Annotated in this window: 12 protein-coding genes; 5 read left to right on the forward strand and 7 right to left on the reverse strand. The window is 69.9% G+C overall.

Annotated elements, in window-relative coordinates:
* A partial coding sequence (locus IBL25_RS18765; RefSeq protein WP_202986816.1) for a hypothetical protein occupies positions 1–1957 on the forward strand: 1957 nt, incomplete at its 5' end.
* 24 nt (positions 1958–1981) lie between these two features.
* Here IBL25_RS18765 and IBL25_RS18770 read toward each other — a convergent pair.
* From IBL25_RS18770 to IBL25_RS18800, 7 genes are all read right to left on the reverse strand, one after another.
* Complete coding sequence (locus IBL25_RS18770; protein ID WP_187780049.1) at positions 1982–2410, reverse strand: organic hydroperoxide resistance protein; 429 nt, start codon at positions 2408–2410, stop codon at positions 1982–1984.
* A 109-nt stretch (positions 2411–2519) separates the two neighbouring features.
* On the reverse strand, positions 2520–3062 hold the full coding sequence (locus IBL25_RS18775) for an MOSC domain-containing protein (RefSeq protein ID WP_187780050.1): 543 nt from the start codon (positions 3060–3062) through the stop codon (positions 2520–2522).
* Positions 3063–3186: 124 nt separating this feature from the next.
* A complete protein-coding gene (locus tag IBL25_RS18780) occupies positions 3187–4449 on the reverse strand; it encodes a DNA recombination protein RmuC (RefSeq protein ID WP_187780051.1) in 1263 nt (420 codons plus the stop codon).
* A gap of 180 nt (positions 4450–4629) precedes the next feature.
* Positions 4630–5541, reverse strand: coding sequence for a DMT family transporter (locus IBL25_RS18785; RefSeq protein WP_187780052.1), 912 nt, complete (start codon positions 5539–5541; stop codon positions 4630–4632).
* Positions 5542–5791: 250 nt separating this feature from the next.
* The gene (gene purH / locus IBL25_RS18790; protein ID WP_187780053.1) at positions 5792–7369 is read right to left on the reverse strand and encodes a bifunctional phosphoribosylaminoimidazolecarboxamide formyltransferase/IMP cyclohydrolase; all 1578 of its coding nucleotides are present in this window, start codon (positions 7367–7369) and stop codon (positions 5792–5794) included.
* A gap of 108 nt (positions 7370–7477) precedes the next feature.
* Positions 7478–8353 (reverse strand): alpha/beta hydrolase, encoded by an 876-nt coding sequence (locus IBL25_RS18795; protein ID WP_187780054.1) that lies wholly within the window; start codon positions 8351–8353, stop codon positions 7478–7480.
* A 16-nt stretch (positions 8354–8369) separates the two neighbouring features.
* Positions 8370–9431, reverse strand: a complete 1062-nt coding sequence (locus IBL25_RS18800; RefSeq protein WP_187780055.1) for an alpha/beta hydrolase — start codon at positions 9429–9431, stop codon at positions 8370–8372.
* A gap of 250 nt (positions 9432–9681) precedes the next feature.
* On the opposite strand from IBL25_RS18800, the gene IBL25_RS18805 reads away from it, so the two are divergent.
* The 4 genes from IBL25_RS18805 (at position 9682) to IBL25_RS18820 (ending at position 15313) form a co-directional block, all read left to right on the forward strand.
* Positions 9682–10680, forward strand: a complete 999-nt coding sequence (locus IBL25_RS18805; protein ID WP_187780056.1) for a TerC family protein — start codon at positions 9682–9684, stop codon at positions 10678–10680.
* Between the two features lie 308 nt (positions 10681–10988).
* Positions 10989–11213 carry a zinc-finger domain-containing protein gene (locus IBL25_RS18810; RefSeq protein WP_187780057.1) on the forward strand — a complete coding sequence of 75 codons (225 nt, stop codon included), beginning with the start codon at positions 10989–10991 and terminating at the stop codon, positions 11211–11213.
* Positions 11200–14070: a DNA polymerase I gene (gene polA, locus IBL25_RS18815; protein ID WP_187780058.1), complete on the forward strand. Its 2871-nt coding sequence runs from the start codon at positions 11200–11202 to the stop codon at positions 14068–14070. The genes IBL25_RS18810 and polA overlap by 14 nt, the downstream gene beginning before the upstream one ends.
* Positions 14071–14443: 373 nt before the next feature.
* Positions 14444–15313 (forward strand): branched-chain amino acid aminotransferase, encoded by an 870-nt coding sequence (locus tag IBL25_RS18820; RefSeq protein WP_187780059.1) that lies wholly within the window; start codon positions 14444–14446, stop codon positions 15311–15313.
* Positions 15314–15416 lie beyond the last annotated feature (103 nt).

Genomic DNA, 15416 nt, shown 5'->3' on the forward strand with positions numbered 1-15416 from the left:
CGAGGCGCTGCTGCGGCGGGAAGCCCGGCTGCGCGAGCTGGCAAGCGCCGGCCATGACGTCACGGCCGAGGCGGCGGCGCTGCTGCCCGAGCTGATCCAGCCGCAGGCCGACCTTGGCGAGGCCGCCACCCGCGCCAGCGGCCATGGCTACTTCGCCCTGGAAGCCGCCTGGTTCCGCTTCCTGCTGCGCCGCCGGGTGCAGGCCGGCCAGCCGCTGCCGCAGGCCGCCACCCTGCCGCTGCCCCTGCTCTGGCTGGAGCCGGACCTGATCTATGCCCTGGCCGGGCGCCAGGATGCCGCCATGCTGCTGCGCCTGCCGCTAACGGTGGAGGATGGCGGGCTCTTCTACCGCATCCCGGACCTCTGCATCCGGCGGAACCAGCCGGAGATGGGCCTGCCGATGGCGCGGATGGGCGAGGATTACTTCCGCCGCCGCGCCCAGGGCTTCAAGAGCCTGGAACTGAGCCTCAAGGCCGGCAGCCTGCAGGAAATGGCGGGCGACCGCGCGGCGGCGCTGGAAAGCTATGGCCGCGTGCTGGGCGAGGCCGCGGATGAAGGGCTGCTGCTGGCCGGGCTGCAACGCGCGCTTTCCCTGATTCCGGAGCAGCAGGGGCCGGGTGGCGCCGAGATGGCACCGCTGCTGCGCCGCCTGACGGCACGCGGGCCGCAGGTGCTGGCGGAAAGCCTGGCGCTGCTGCTGCACCGCGCCGCGGGCCTGGGGGACCAGTTGCAGCGGCGCGGGATGCAGGCCCTGACGGCGGCGCTGAACAACTGCGGCGCCCCGGGCATCACCATCCCGGCCGTGGCGCTGGGCGCGCCGGCGCTGGTCGGCCATCTGCTGCGCCATGGCGCCGCCGCCCTGCCGCGGGAGGAAGCGCCGGTCGCGGCGGTGGACAGGCTGGCGGCCTTTGCCTCCGGCTTCACCAATGTCCCCGCCACCGGCGCGCATCTGGCGGACCTGCTGCGCGCCGGGGACCAGGATGGCATCGCCGCCATCGGCGCCTTCATCACCCGCCGCTACGGCCAGCCCTTCCTGCGGCCGGAGCGGCCCGGCATCGTCACCGTGCTGAACACCGGCAATGTCGGCGATACGCTGCTCTACCTGGCGGGCTTCGCGGCCTTCAGCCACGCCTCCGGCCAGCCGGTGCATGTGCTGCACCGGGCCAGCCGCACCGCCCTGACCGAGTTCTTCGGCGCCGTGCCGGGCCTGAGCTTCGAGGCCATCCCCAATGACACGGAGGTGCCGGCGCCGCTGGCGCTGAACCGGCTGGCGCCGGGCAATGTCTCGCTCTTCTATGAGAATCCCTGGTTCCGCAGCCAGGAGCTGCGCCGGCTGGCCGATCCCGCGCTGGCCAGCAACTTCCTCTGGGACAAGCTGGCGGCGGTGATGCTCTCCGGCGCCCCGCTGCTGCCGGAGCGCATCCTGCCGGAGCGGCCACCGATCGCCCCGCCACCGTCCTGGGACGAGGCCGCCCGCCGGCGCTTCGCGGAACTGGGGCTGAAGCGGGGGCGCACGGTCTTTCTCTCGCCGCTGGCCAATACGCTCTTCTCCCTCACCTCCAGCCGCTTCAACCATTTCCGCGACATGTGGCGGGAGGCCATCGTGCTGTTCCGGGCCGCGGGCTTCACGGTGGCCATGAACGCCACCAACAACAGCGCGGCCGAGTCCCTCTTTGGCGAGGAAGGGGTGCCGGAACTGGACCTGGACCTGCGGGAACTGCCGGGCTTCGTGGCGGAATGCGGCTATTTCGCCGGGGTGCGCTCCGGCCTCTGCGACCTGCTGGCGCTCTGCGGGCTGGAGGGGGTGCAGGCGCGCAACATCTACATGCGCGGCGCCGAGCATTGCACCGGCCTGGCGGATTTCGGCATGGCGGAAGTGGTGGCCGATTTCACGGCGCATTCGCCGCGCGCCCTGGCCGAGGGGCTTTTCGCCGACTGGCTGGCCGCGCGCCCCTGAGGGGAAGCGCGCGGCCGCCGGTGGTCAGACCACCGTCAGCTTCACGTCCACGTTGTTGCGGGTGGCGTTGGAATAAGGGCAGACCTGGTGCGCCTTCTGCACCAGCGCCTCGGCCTGGGCCTTGTCCACGCCGGGCAGCGAGATCTCCAGCGCCGCGGTGATGCCGAAGCCGCCTTCCGAGCGCGGGCCGATACCCACGGTGGCCGTGACGGTGGCATCGTTCGGCACGCGCGGCAGGCTCTTGTCCTGCCCGGCCACGGCCTTCATGGCGCCCAGGAAGCAGGCGGAATAGCCGGCGGCGAAAAGCTGCTCCGGGTTGTTGCCGTCGCCGCTGCCGCCCATTTCCTTCGGCGGCGCCAGCTTCACGTCCAGCGAGCCATCCTTGGTGGTGGCACGGCCGTCGCGGCCGCCCGTGGCGGTGGCCGAGGTGGTGTATTTCACGTCAACTGGCATCGGTTTCTCTCCTGCAGGACGGCCAAGATGCCGCTCTTGCCCCGGTATGTCGGTGGCCCGCGCCGCCACACAAGGGGAAGCAACGCGGCACGATGCCGGGAGGATGCGCTCAGACCCGTTCCAGCGGCTGGTGCGGCGGGGGCGGCGGCTCGGCGCGCAGGGCATCGCCCGGGCAGAGGGTGCCGCCCCGCAGCACCACCGCCATGATGCCGGCCAGGCGCAGCAGCCGCCCTTCCGCATCCCGGTCCAGCAGGGCGCGCATCAGCCCGGGACGGAAAGCATCCAGTTGCGCGCAGGGATTGCGCAGGCCGGTGACGCGCAGCACCGCTCCATCGCCCAGATGCAGCAGCGTGTCGCGCGGCAGCGCCAGCAGGTCGAGCCCGGCGGTGGTGACATTCTCGCCGATATCGCCCGGCGCCAGCGCGAAGCCCCGATGCGCCAGTTCCGCCAGCATCTCGGCATGGAACAGATGCACCTGGCGCAGGTTGGGCTGGGTCGGGTCCGCCGCCACGCGGGAGCGGTGCTTCACCTGCTCCCCCGCATGGGCATCGCCTTCCACGCCCAGGCCGGCCAGCAGGGTGATGCTGCCGCAGGGTGGCTTGCTGAAGCCATGCACCGGGCTGCGCCCGACCGAGACGATCCTGCCTTGCATGCCCTGCCCTTCCGGCTGCCCGCCGGCTGGATGCCACTGCCGCGCGGCGGCGGAAAGCCGCTTTCACCACGGCACCCGGCTTTCCCCGCCCACGGCAGCGCCGGGTGCGGACAGGGCGCGGCACTTATCCGGGCAGGCTGGCGGCCGGGCCGGCGCCTTCACCGGCTGGCGCGGGCAGCGCGGCATCCTCCAGATCCACCGACTCGATGCGCCCGCCACGGCGGACGATCTTATCGGTGCTGATCTCGATCTGCCGGATATCGTCCTGCGCCTGGTCGAAATGCCGCTTCAGCCCGCCGACGCGGGCATTGAGGCGGGAGACATCCTCCACCAGCCGCCCCACCTCCTCCTGGATGCGGCCGGCCTGGGCGCGCATCCGCACATCCTGCATCAGCGCCCGCATCGCGCTCAGCATGGCCCAGAGCGTGGTGGGGGAGGCGACATAAACCCGCCGCCGCTGCGCCTCATCCACCACGGCCGCGAAGCCGGTGTGGAGTTCCGCGAAAACGGCCTCGGAGGGCACGAAGAGGATGGCGGCCTCCGCCGTCTCCCCCGCGATCAGGTATTTCCTCGAGATATCGTCCACATGCCTGCGCATATCGGCCGAGAACTGCCGCGAGGCGGCGGTGCGGGCGCCGACATCCTCGCCCGCGTCGCGCAGCGCCTGCCAGGCTTCCAGCGGGAACTTGCTGTCCACCACCACCGGCCCCGGCGGATGCGGCAGGCGGATCAGGCAGTCGCAGCGCGTGCCGTTGGAGAGCACATGCTGCCAGGAGAAACCCTCCGGCGGCAGGCGGTCCTCGATCAACTGCCGCAGTTGCATCTCGCCGAAGGCACCGCGCGCCTGCTTGTTGCCCAGGATGGAAGCCAGCGTGCCCACCTGCGTGCCCAGCGCCTCCATGTTCTGCCGGGCAGCGTCGATCACCGCCAGCCGCTCATGGATCTGCCCCGCCGTTTCCTGCGCCCGCTGCGCCTGTTCCGCCAGGCTACGGGAGAGCTTCTCCCCCTGCCCCGCCAGGGCGGCATCCAGCCGCTGGTTCTGCGCGGCAATGGCGCGGTTCAGTGACTCGGCCACCTGGGCCAGCCGGTCGGCGCTGGCCAGCCGGTCCTCGGCCATACGGCGGTTCTGGGCGGCGATGGCCTCGTCCATCCGCCTGGCGCCGCCCTCCAGCCGCTCCGCCAGGGTACGGTCCTGCTGCGCCAGCCGTTCCAGTGTTGAGCCCGCCAGCCGCTCCTGCGTCGCCGCCACCGCCTCCAGCTTGCCCGCCAGCAGCGCGAAAGCCTCGGTCGGATCGGCCGCCGCCGGGCGGCGCAAGGCCGCCACTGCCAGCAGCAGCACCAGAACCCCCAGGGCCGCCACGGCGATCAACAGCATGGTCTCAGACATCGTTCACCCTGCGTTCCTTGGGGCAGCATTCCCGCCTGGGAGCAGCCGGTGCAAGAGGTGAAAGAAAAAGGCCAGGGGATGAATTCCCCCGGACCCGCATCTTTCTTCTTCGAGTTCGCGTGCGGGCTCCAAAGGGAGTGAGAACTCCATCAGGAAGGGCCGGAGCGGGGGCAGGCCTAGCTAGGTGCGCTCCGGGGACTTGAGCGCCTGTGCCAGCACGCCTCCGCCAATGACAAGGAGGGCACCGAACAGGCTCCCAGGCGTCGGCGTGGCATGCAGGAAGAGAGCGTCGAGCGCCATGGCCCATAGCAGTCCCGAGAACTGCCAGGGCGCCAGCCGCGACGCCTCGCCCCGGTGCAGGGCCGCAGCGATGCTCGCCAATGCGGCGGTCTGAACGACGGTCACCACCACGACCGACCCGGCGGACAGGAGGCTGACGGGGCGCCAATCGGCAGCAACCGGCACAGCCAGCAGGACAACGCCGACCAGGGCGACCTGCATGATCGTGTCAAGCGTGGTGGCAACCTCACGCAGGCGGCGGATGAGGATCTGATAAACGGCATAGGTCAGCGCACCTGCGAAGGCCGCCGCGATACCGAACAGGCTGGCCTCCCCGCCCGGCTTCACGATCAGCAGCATGCCGGCGAAGCCGACCAAGGTTCCGAGCCAACGGCCGAGCGAGACTCGCTCGCGCAGGAAAAGACCGCCGAGCAGGGCGAGCAGGAGCGGTGCAGTGAAACCGAGGGCAGAAGCGGCGGTGACGGAGAGGAGGGTATAGGCAAGCACCGCGAGCGCATTCGAGGCGACGAGCGCGGCCGCCGCCGCTCTCTGCTGCCACGCCTCCTCGGGCCGCAACAGGCGGCGCCAGGTCATCCGGTTCCCTGGCCAGGAGGTGGCGGCCAGGCCGACCAGAAGGATCACGAAGCAGCGGAGGAAAGTGACCTGCAAGGGGCTCAGGCCGTGATCCGTGACCAAGTTCTTGGAGAGCGCGTAGCCCAGGACGTAGAGGAGCCCTGAAAGGACCGTGAGCCCGATGGCGGCCGAAGCCACCAAGCCCTGGCGCGTTTTCGTTCCGGCCTTCAAGGCTTCCAAGCCACTCTCCCCATCCCGTCAGGATCAGCTCAGTGCTGCGCCAGCACGGCAGCATCGTAGCCCTGGACAAGCTTGAAAAGGATGCTGGGACCTCCGCCCAGGCCATGGCCGCCCAACCTCCGGGGACCCATGACCTCCGGTCCCCATCATCCGGGCACAAAAAAACGGGTGCCGCCGCAGGCGCACCCGTGAACTCGCAGAATAAAGAAGGGGGCCTGGGGGAATTCATTCCCCCAGACTTTTCCCCGTCTCAGTGCCGGAAGTGGCGCATCCCCGTCAGCACCATGGCCAGCCCCGCCTCGTCCGCCGCCGCGATCACCTCATTGTCGCGGATGGAGCCACCCGGCTGGATCACCGCCGTGGCGCCGGCCGCCGCCGCCGCCTGCAGGCCATCCGCGAAGGGGAAGAAGGCGTCCGAGGCCACCACCGAGCCATGGGCCAGCGGCGCGGTGAGGCCGGCGGCCTTGGCGGCCTCGGCGCTCTTCCAGGCGGCGATGCGGGCGCTGTCCACCCGGCTCATCTGCCCGGCGCCGATGCCCACCGTCGCACCGCCCTTGGCATAGACGATGGCATTGGACTTCACATGCTTGCAGACGCGGAAGGCAAACAGCAGGTCGGCCATTTCCTGTTCGGTGGGGGCGCGCTTGGTCACCACCTTCAGCGTCTCGGCGGAGACGCGGCCGGCGTCGCGGGACTGGGCCAGGAAGCCGCCGGAGACGGAGCGGATGATGCGCCCCGGCGCCGCGGCGTCCGGCAGGCCGCCGGTCAGCAGCAGGCGCAGGTTCTTCTTGCGGGCGAAGATCGCCTTGGCTTCCTCATCCGCGTCCGGGGCCACCACGACCTCGGTGAAGATGGCGGAGATCTTCTCGGCCGCCGCCGCATCCAGCGGGCGGTTGGCGGCGACGATCCCGCCGAAGGCCGAGACCGGATCGCAGCGCAGCGCCAGGTCCCAGGCGGCTGCCATGCTGCCGGCGCTGGCCACGCCGCAGGGATTGGCGTGCTTGACGATGACGATGGAGGGCTGATCGAATTCGGCGACGCATTCGAAGGCGGCGTCGGTGTCGTTCAGGTTGTTGAAGGAGAGTTCCTTGCCCTGCACCTGGGTGGCCGTCGCGATGCCGGGGCGGTTGCTGCCATCGGTGTAGAAGGCGGCCTGCTGGTGCGGGTTCTCGCCATAGCGCAGGGTCTGCTTCAGGATGCCGGCGACGGCCAGGCTGGGCGGGAAATCCTGCTCCAGCTTCTGCGCGAACCAGGTGGAGATGGCGGTGTCATAGGCCGCCGTGCGGGAGAAGGCCGCCGCCGCCAGCTTCTTGCGGGTGGCGAGGGAGGTGCCGCCGGTCTGCTCGATCTCGGCCTGCAGCTCCGCCATCTGGCCCGGGTGGGTCACCACGGCCACATCGGCATGGTTCTTGGCCGCCGCGCGGGTCAGGGCCGGGCCGCCGATATCGATCTCCTCCACCGTCTCCTCATAGGAGGCGCCCTTCGCCACCGTGGCCTCGAAGGGATAGAGGTTGGAGACCAGCAGGTCGATCGGCGCGATCCTGTGCTCCTCCATCTGCGCCACGTGCTTCGCGTCGTCGCGCCGGCCGAGGAGGCCGCCGTGGATCTGCGGCACCAGGGTCTTCACCCGGCCATCCAGGATCTCGGGGAAGCCGGTGTGGTCCGATACCTCGGTGACGGCGATGCCGGAGTCGCGCAGCAGGCGCGCGGTGCCGCCGGTGGAGAGGATCTCCACCCCCTTGCCCGCCAGGAAGCGGGCGAAATCGACCAGACCGGTCTTGTCGTGCACCGAGATCAGGGCGCGGCGGATGGATACCAGGTCGGTCATGCGGCAAACCTTTCGGGCCGGGTGGCGCGTTCCGCGCCGGGATAAACTGTTGCGCCGCCCGGCTCAACCGAGGGCGGCGCAGGTCTGCCCTGACAGGGGTGCCAGAGGCTAGCCCTCGAAGGCGAAAGGCAGGGCGCGGCCGGCGGCGGCGGCGCGGACGCTGCCGTGGTTCTCACCCTCGAACTCCTGCACCGTGATGGCGCCGAAGCGTCCGGCCACGGCATTCAGCCGCGCCGCCATCTCACGGGCATTGTCGGCCATCACGCGGCGGGCGCCGCCAGGGCCGCTGGAGCTGGCTCCGCTGAAGCGGACGCGCCCTTCCAGCTCCCCGAAGGTGATCAGCAGCCGCGGCGGCGGGCCCGGCAGGCTGGGGCGCGCCATGAAGGCCTCGGCCTCGCGCAGCAGCGGCTCGCCGCCACGCCAGATGGAGGGGCTGGCCGCCACCCAGGTGGAGAAGGTCTCCGGCCGGGTGAAGAGCGCGTGCAGCACGAAGAGCCCGCCATAGGAATGGCCGAAGAGCGCCTGCCGCGCCGGGTCGATGCGGAAGGCTTCCTCCACCACCGGCTTCAGTTCGTCCTGGATCACCGCCAGCAGGGCATCGGCGCCACCGTTGCGGCTGCGGGCCCCGGGCGCGGGGGTGGTGTATTCGAAGTCGCGCCGCTCAGGTTCCGAATCATCGAGCGGAAAGTCGATGGCGACGACCACCCCCTGGTGCTCATCGGCCAGCAGGCGGCAGGCGCCGGTCAGCAGCGGGAACATGGCATTGCCGTCCAGGGCGTAAAGCACCGGCCAGCCCTGTTCCGGCACCTCCCCCGGCGGCCAGGAGACCAGCACGCGGTAGCGGCGGCCGTTGCGGGCGGTGAAGTCCCAGACCTCGGCGCGGGCCGGGGCATAGGGGGCGCGGCCGGCGCCTTCCGCCCGCGCCGCACCGGCCAGTGCCAGCGCTGGGAGGCTCCCCAGCAGAACCCGGCGCCGCAGCATCATGCCTCCTCCTTTCCGCTCATTGTTCCGCCGCCATCCAGGCCTGGCCCACACGGTCGGCGCCCGAGGGCAGCGGCGCGCGGGGGTCGGCCATCCAGGCCAGCAGGTCCTTGGCCACCACGCCGCGCACCTTGTCGCGCAGCAGCAGGTGGAAGCCCTCGGCGTAACGCGCCAGGCGCGGCCCGGGCGGCATGCGGCGCAGCGCGGCGCGCGTCACGTCCGGCGGCACCACCGCATCCTTGGCACCTTGCAGGATCAGCACCGGCACGGCGCAGCAGCGCGGCAGCGCCTGGGTGGCGCGGTCCATGGCATCCAGCAGGCCCCAGGCGGCATCGACGCGGGTGACCTTGATCACCAGCGGGTCGCGCCCGTTGCGGCGCAGCGCGTCCAGGTTGTCGCTGGCCGAGATGCCGCCGGCGGCGGCGGGGAAGCCCAGCGCCGGCACGCTATGCGCCAGGGCCCAGAAGATCCCCACCGCCACCGGCCCCACCGCGTCGCGCGACCAGAAGGCAGGGGCGAGCAGCACCAGCCCGTCGACCGGCGGCGGCGCTTCCCCCGTCTCGGCCAGCAGGGCCACGGCGGCACCCATGCTCTCCCCCAGCAGGAAGAGCGGCACATCCGGGTTGCGCGCCTTGAGGTAGGCGGCGGCGGCGGCGGCATCGCGCGCCAGGGTCTCGGTGCCCGGCCAGTAGCCGCGGGAGGGCGCCTGGCCGAAGCCGCGCTGGTCGTAGGTATGCACTTCCACCCCCGCCGCCGTGAGATCGCCGAGGCTGTCGAGCAGGAAATTGCCGCCATGCTCGTTGAAGCCATGCAGGGCCAGCAGCAGGGCACGCGGCGGGCCGCCTTCCGCCGGCCAGAGCCGGTGGGGCAGCAGCGCGCCATCCGGGGCCGGAATCGGCTCGGCCAGCGGGGCGACAGGCACGGGGGCCTCGCCGCGCGGCACCTCGGCACCGGCCTTTGCATCCAGGCCATAGCCCAGCGCGGCATTGCCCAGCGGCACCACCTGCGGCGCGCAACCGGCCAGCGCCAGCGCGGCGGCCAGCAGCCAGGACAGCCCGGAAACCCCTGTGCGGTGCGGCATGGCGGATGAAATAGCGGTTCCGGGGGGCGGCGGTAAATGCGGCACCCGCCACGAAAAGCCTTGCCATTTCATGACAGGGAATTCATGTTCGCGACGATCCGGGCCCCTCTGGCGACCGGGCGGCGCTCCATGCCGAGCCCGTCCTCGTGATGTCGGATCGACTTCTCGCGCAACCGGGCCCGGCGCGCTTCCACCTCTCGGACGAATTGCGTCCGCGTGGCCGGGCCCCTTTCTGGAGGAGCCTTTCGGCATGGAAGCCTCACCCGTCTTTTGGGTCGTGTTCAACGCGGCCGTCCTGGGCCTGCTGCTGCTCGACCTCGGCATTTTCGCCAAGAAGGGCCCCAATGGGGAGCCCGAGCCGGTGCCTGTCCGCACCGCGCTGTTCAAGTCCGCCGCCTATATCGCGCTGGCCGGCGCCTTTTTTGTCTGGCTGCGCATGACCTATGGCGCGACGGAAGAGGAACGGGCGACCAAGAGCCTGGAATTCCTCACCGGCTACGTGATCGAATGGTCGCTCTCGGTCGATAACATCTTCGTCTTCGTGCTGCTCTTCGCCAAGTTCGGCGTGCCGGCGGCCTATCAGCACCGCGTGCTCTTCTGGGGCATCCTGGGCGCGCTGGTGATGCGCGGCGTGATGATCCTGGTCGGCACCGCCCTGCTGCGGGAATTCGACTGGCTGATGGTGGTCTTCGGCCTCTTCCTGGTCTGGTCCGGCTACAAGATGCTGCGCTCCGCCGATGAGGAGGAAGACCCCACCGAAAGCCCTATCCTGGCCTGGATGCGCCGCCACCTGCCGGTGACGGCTGGCTACCGCGGCAATGCCTTCACGGTGCGTGAAGCCGGCAAGCTGATGGTCACGCCGCTGCTGCTGGTGCTGGTGCTGATCGAGCTGACGGACCTCTTCTTCGCGCTGGACAGCATCCCGGCCATCTTCGCCGTCTCGACCGACCCCTTCATCGTCTACACGGCCAATGTCTTCGCCATCCTGGGCCTGCGGGCGATGTATTTCGCCCTCGCCGGCGTCATCCACCGCTTCAAGTACCTGAAGCATGGCCTCTCGATCGTGCTGATGATCGTGGGCGTGAAGATGCTGGCCAACTGGTACGCGGGCGGCAAGGCCATCCCGGTGGAATACGCCCTGATGGTCACGGGCGGCATCATCGCCGGCTCCATCGCGCTCTCGCTCTGGAAGACGCGCGGGCAGCCGGTGGTGGACGAGCATCCGAAGGTGATCGAACAGGGGCAATGACAGCACTGGGGGGAATGAATTCCCCCCAGACCCCCCTTCTTTTGTTTTTGCCTGTTTTCGGGTGGGCCTGCGGCCGCACCCCGGAATGGATACGCCGGAGGTCGATGACCTCCGGCGACTGTGGGGGCCGCCCTGGCGCCCTTGTTTCCGGCGCCGCCAGCGCCGTTCAGCTCCAGCTCGAAGAAGAAAGATGGGGGTCCGGGGGAATTCCTTCCCCCGGCCTTCCTTTTCCCGCCGCCCTTTGCCCCGCGCGCCCGTTCGCCTTATGGTCCGGCCCACCCCTGCCGCATGATCCGGAACCCAGGCCGATGCGTGACGAGAAACTGACCGGCTACACCCCCAAGGCCACCCCCGGCGTGACGCCGGAGGAAACCATCACCGTGCACAGCCGCGTCGTCGGCTGCGACAATGGCGGTGGCGCGCTGGGTCATCCCCTGGTCTATCTGCGCATCGAGGACCGGCAGGTGACCTGCCCCTATTGCTCCCGCACCTATGTGCTGGCCGAGGGCGCCGGGGACGATGGCCATCACTAAGGGGGCCGCTGGCCCGGCGGACCTTCCGGCCGAGGTGGTGCGGCAGGACAAGCCGCACCTCATCCTGGTCGATGGCTCGGGCTATATCTTCCGCGCCTTCCATGCCCTGCCGCCGATGACGCGGCCGGATGGCGTGCCGGTGAATGCCGTCTTCGGCTTCACCAGCATGCTGGGCAATTTCCTGACCAAGCATGCGGGCAGCCATATCGCGGTGGTCTTCGACCGCTCCCGCGTCACCTTCCGCAACCAGATCTACGCCGATTACAAGGCCCACCGCCCCGAGCCGCCGCCGGAGCTGGTGCCGCAGTTCGCGCTGATCCGGGAGGCCACGGCCGCCTTCGGCGTGGCCTGCCTGGAGCTGGAGAATTACGAGGCCGACGACCTGATCGCCGCCTATGCCAAGGCCTTTTCGGCCGAGGGCGGGCAGGTGACGGTGGTCTCCTCCGACAAGGACCTGATGCAGCTCGTCGGGCCCAATGTCCAGTTGCTGGACCCGATCAAGCAGAAGCCGATCCGCGAGCCCGAGGTCTTCGAGAAATTCGGCGTCACGCCCGACAAGGTGGTGGAAGTCCAGGCGCTGGCCGGCGACAGCACGGACAACGTGCCCGGCGTGCCCGGCATCGGACTGAAGACCGCCGCCCAGCTTATCCAGGAATATGGCGACCTGGAGAACCTGCTGAACTGCGCCGGGCAGATCAAGCAGCCCAAGCGCCGCGAGTCGCTGCAGAATTTCGCCGAGCAGGCCCGCATCAGCCGCCAGCTGGTGCTGCTGGACGCCGATGCTCCCCTGCCCCGGCCCATCGACGAGTTGCTGGCCCAGCCACCGGAACCCGGCAAGCTGGCCGTCTTCCTGCGCGACCAGGGTTTTCGCTCCCTGCTGCACCGGATGGGGCTGGAAGGCGATAGCGGCACCCCTGCCACCAGCCAGCCGCGCCACGCGCCGCAGGTCGTTGCCCAGGCTGAGCCGGTCGGCACGCCGCCGGAGGATGCGCCCGCCTTCGGCCCCTATGAGACCGTCACCGACCTCGACAGCCTGAACCGCTGGGTGGAGGAGGCGCGCGCCGCCGGCACCGTGGCGCTGGATACCGAGACGGACAGCCTGGACGCGCTGCACGCGAAGCTGGTCGGCATCTCGCTGGCCATCGCGCCGGGCCGCGCCTGCTATATCCCACTCGGCCACGGCCCCAAGCCGGGCAATGGCGACATGCTGGAAGCGGCGCCCGAGGCGCCCGTGCAGATCCCGCTGCGCGAGGCGCTTTCCGCCCTCCAGCCGCTGCTCGAAGACCCCGGTACCCTGAAGGTGCTGCACAACGCCAAGTACGACCTGGAAGTGCTCGGCCGCCCGCAGGCCGAGGGTGCCAATAGCGGCATCGAGGTCGCGCCGGTGGATGACACCATGCTGATCTCCTACAGCATGGATGCCGGCCGGCACGGGCATGGGATGGACGAGCTGTCGCTGCGCCATCTCGGCCATAGCCCCATCCCCTACGACCAGGTCACCGGCACCGGCCGCAACCGCATCCCCTTCTCCCAGGTGGAGCTGGAGAAGGCGACCGCCTATGCCGCCGAGGATGCCGATGTCACGCTGCGGCTGTGGCAGATGCTGAAGCCCCGGCTGCGCACCGACAAGTCGCTCGCGCTCTACGAGCAGATCGAGCGCCGCATGATCGGCGTGCTGAAGCAGATGGAGATGGAGGGCATCCGCGTCGATGGCGTGGAACTGGCCCGCATCGGCGAGGATTTCTCCCAGCGCATGGTGACGCTGGAGCAGAAGATCTACGAACTCGCCGGCCGTGCCTTCAATGTCGGCTCCCCCAAGCAGCTCGGAGAAATTCTCTTCGACGAGATGAAGCTGCCGGGCGGCAAGCGCGGAAAGGCCGGCGCCTGGGGCACCGATGCCGCGGTGCTGGAGGACCTCTCCGCCCGTGGGCACGAGTTGCCCAAGACGGTGCTGCACTGGCGCCAGCTTTCCAAGCTGAAATCCACCTATGTGGAAGGGCTGGCGGCGCAGCTCGACCCGCGCGACGGCCGCGTCCACACCGACTTCTCCATGGCCATCACCTCGACGGGCCGGCTCTCCTCCACCGAGCCGAACCTGCAGAACATCCCCATCCGCACCGAGGAAGGCGTGCGCATCCGCCGCGCCTTCGTGGCCTCGCCCGGCCATGTGCTGCTGGCCGCCGACTATTCGCAGATCGAGCTGCGCCTGCTGGCTCACCTTGCCGATGTGCCCAGCCTGCGCGACGCCTTCGAGAAGGACGAGGACATCCATAGCCGCACGGCGGCCGATATCTTCAAGCTGGAGCCGGACAAGGTGGACCGCGAGGCCCGGCGCCGCGCCAAGACCATCAACTTCGGCATCATCTACGGCATGTCGGCCTTCGGGCTGGCCGCCCGCCTCGGCATCGGCCCGGGCGAGGCCAAGGGCATCATCGACGCCTACTTCGCCCAATATCCTGGCATCCGCGCCGAGATGGAGCGGTTGAAGGAGGAAGCCCGCATCAACGGCTTCGTCCTCACGCCCTTCGGCCGCAAGCTCTGGATCGACGGCATCACCTCCAAGGACATGTCCCGCCGGGGCAATGCCGAGCGCGCGGCCATCAACGCCCCTTTCCAGGGCGGGGCGGCCGAGATCATCAAGCGCGCCATGGTGCGGATGCCCAAGGCCCTGAAGGATGCCGGACTGGACGCCAAGATGCTGCTGCAGGTGCATGACGAACTGCTGTTCGAGGTGCCGCAGGGGCAGCTCACCGCCACCTCCGCCCTGGTGAAGCAGGTGATGGAAAGCGTGGCGGAACTGCGCGTGCCGCTGCGGGCCGAGATCGGGCACGGGGCGAATTGGGCGGAAGCGCATTGAGGCCGTGACTGGAGGGGCCCTGCCCCTCCAGTCCACCCCGCTGGGGTGACAGTGTCACCCCAGACCCCGCCATCAGTTGGGCTTTCCGCCGGAGGTCTGGACCTCCGGCGACTGAGCCCTCAGCCCGCGTGGCTTTCCAGAAGTCTCTGCCACGCCTGCGGTCAACACGGCGCCTTGGCCTTAAAGTCCCCTCAAACTCGAAGCGGGGTCTGGGGTGGACTTTCCACCCCAGCAGGGGTCCAGGAGGCGGCGCCCCCTGGCCACCGTCGGCCATTTCGCGCCCGCCGCCCTTCATTTCCCTGGTTTCCCGTGTCACCTTGATCGGCGCAGGCGCGCGTTCTGGCGTGCCGATCCGCAAATCAGGGAGCGAATCATGGCTGGCGTCTTCTGGCACGAGGGCAAGTGGTCCACCGAGGAGCCGAAGCTGCTGGGCCCGATGGATCATGCCTTCTGGCTGGGTTCCATTGTGTTCGACGGCGCGCGGGCCATCCGTGGCCTGGTGCCGGACCTGGACCTGCATTGCGCCCGCGCCATCCAGAGCGCGCTGAACATGGGCATGAAGCCGAGCCTGGAAGCCGGTGCCATCGAGGCGCTGTGCCGCGAGGGCGTGGCCAAGATGCCGGCCGATGCCGAGCTTTACATTCGCCCGCAGTTCTTTGTCCGCCGTGGCATCGGCGCCGCCTTCCCGGACCCGGAGAGCACCGAGTTCGTGCTCTCCATCTATGACGCGCCGATGCCGGATGCCTCGCAGGGCTTCTCCGCCTGCCTGGTGCCGGAGCGCCGCCCGGCGCCGGACATGGCGCCCACCAATGCCAAGGCCTCGGCGCTGTATCCGAATTCCTCCCGCGCCGCCGCCTCGGCCCGCGACAAGGGCTTCCAGAACGCCGTGCTCTGTGACTTCGAGGGCAATGTGGCGGAGTTCGCCACCTCCAACCTGATGATGGTGAAGGGCGGCGTGGTGATGACGCCGGTGGCCAACAACACCTTCCTGGCCGGCATCACCCGCACCCGCGTGCTGACCCTGCTGCGCGAGGCCGGCATCGAGGCCCGCGAATGCCAGGTGACGCCGCAGATGCTGCGCGAGGCGGATGAGATCTTCGCCACCGGCAATTTCGGCAAGGTGCAGTTCTGCACCAACTTCGAGGGCCGCAAGCTGCCGATCGGGCCGGTCGGCACCAAGGCGCGGGAACTGTACTTCGCCTGGGCGGAATCCACCTCCCGCCTGCTGCCCAAGGCCGCGTGAAGCGCCCGCGCCAAGCCAAGGCCACCTGAGGCCATGAGACCGCCGCGCGGGCGGGCGCAGCCCGTCGCGCGGCGCCCGCCTCCCCCACCCCGCCTGCCGGCCG

Origin of the sequence: Pseudoroseomonas ludipueritiae, assembly GCF_014490445.1 — a bacterium.
Taxonomy (GTDB): domain Bacteria; phylum Pseudomonadota; class Alphaproteobacteria; order Acetobacterales; family Acetobacteraceae; genus Pseudoroseomonas; species Pseudoroseomonas ludipueritiae.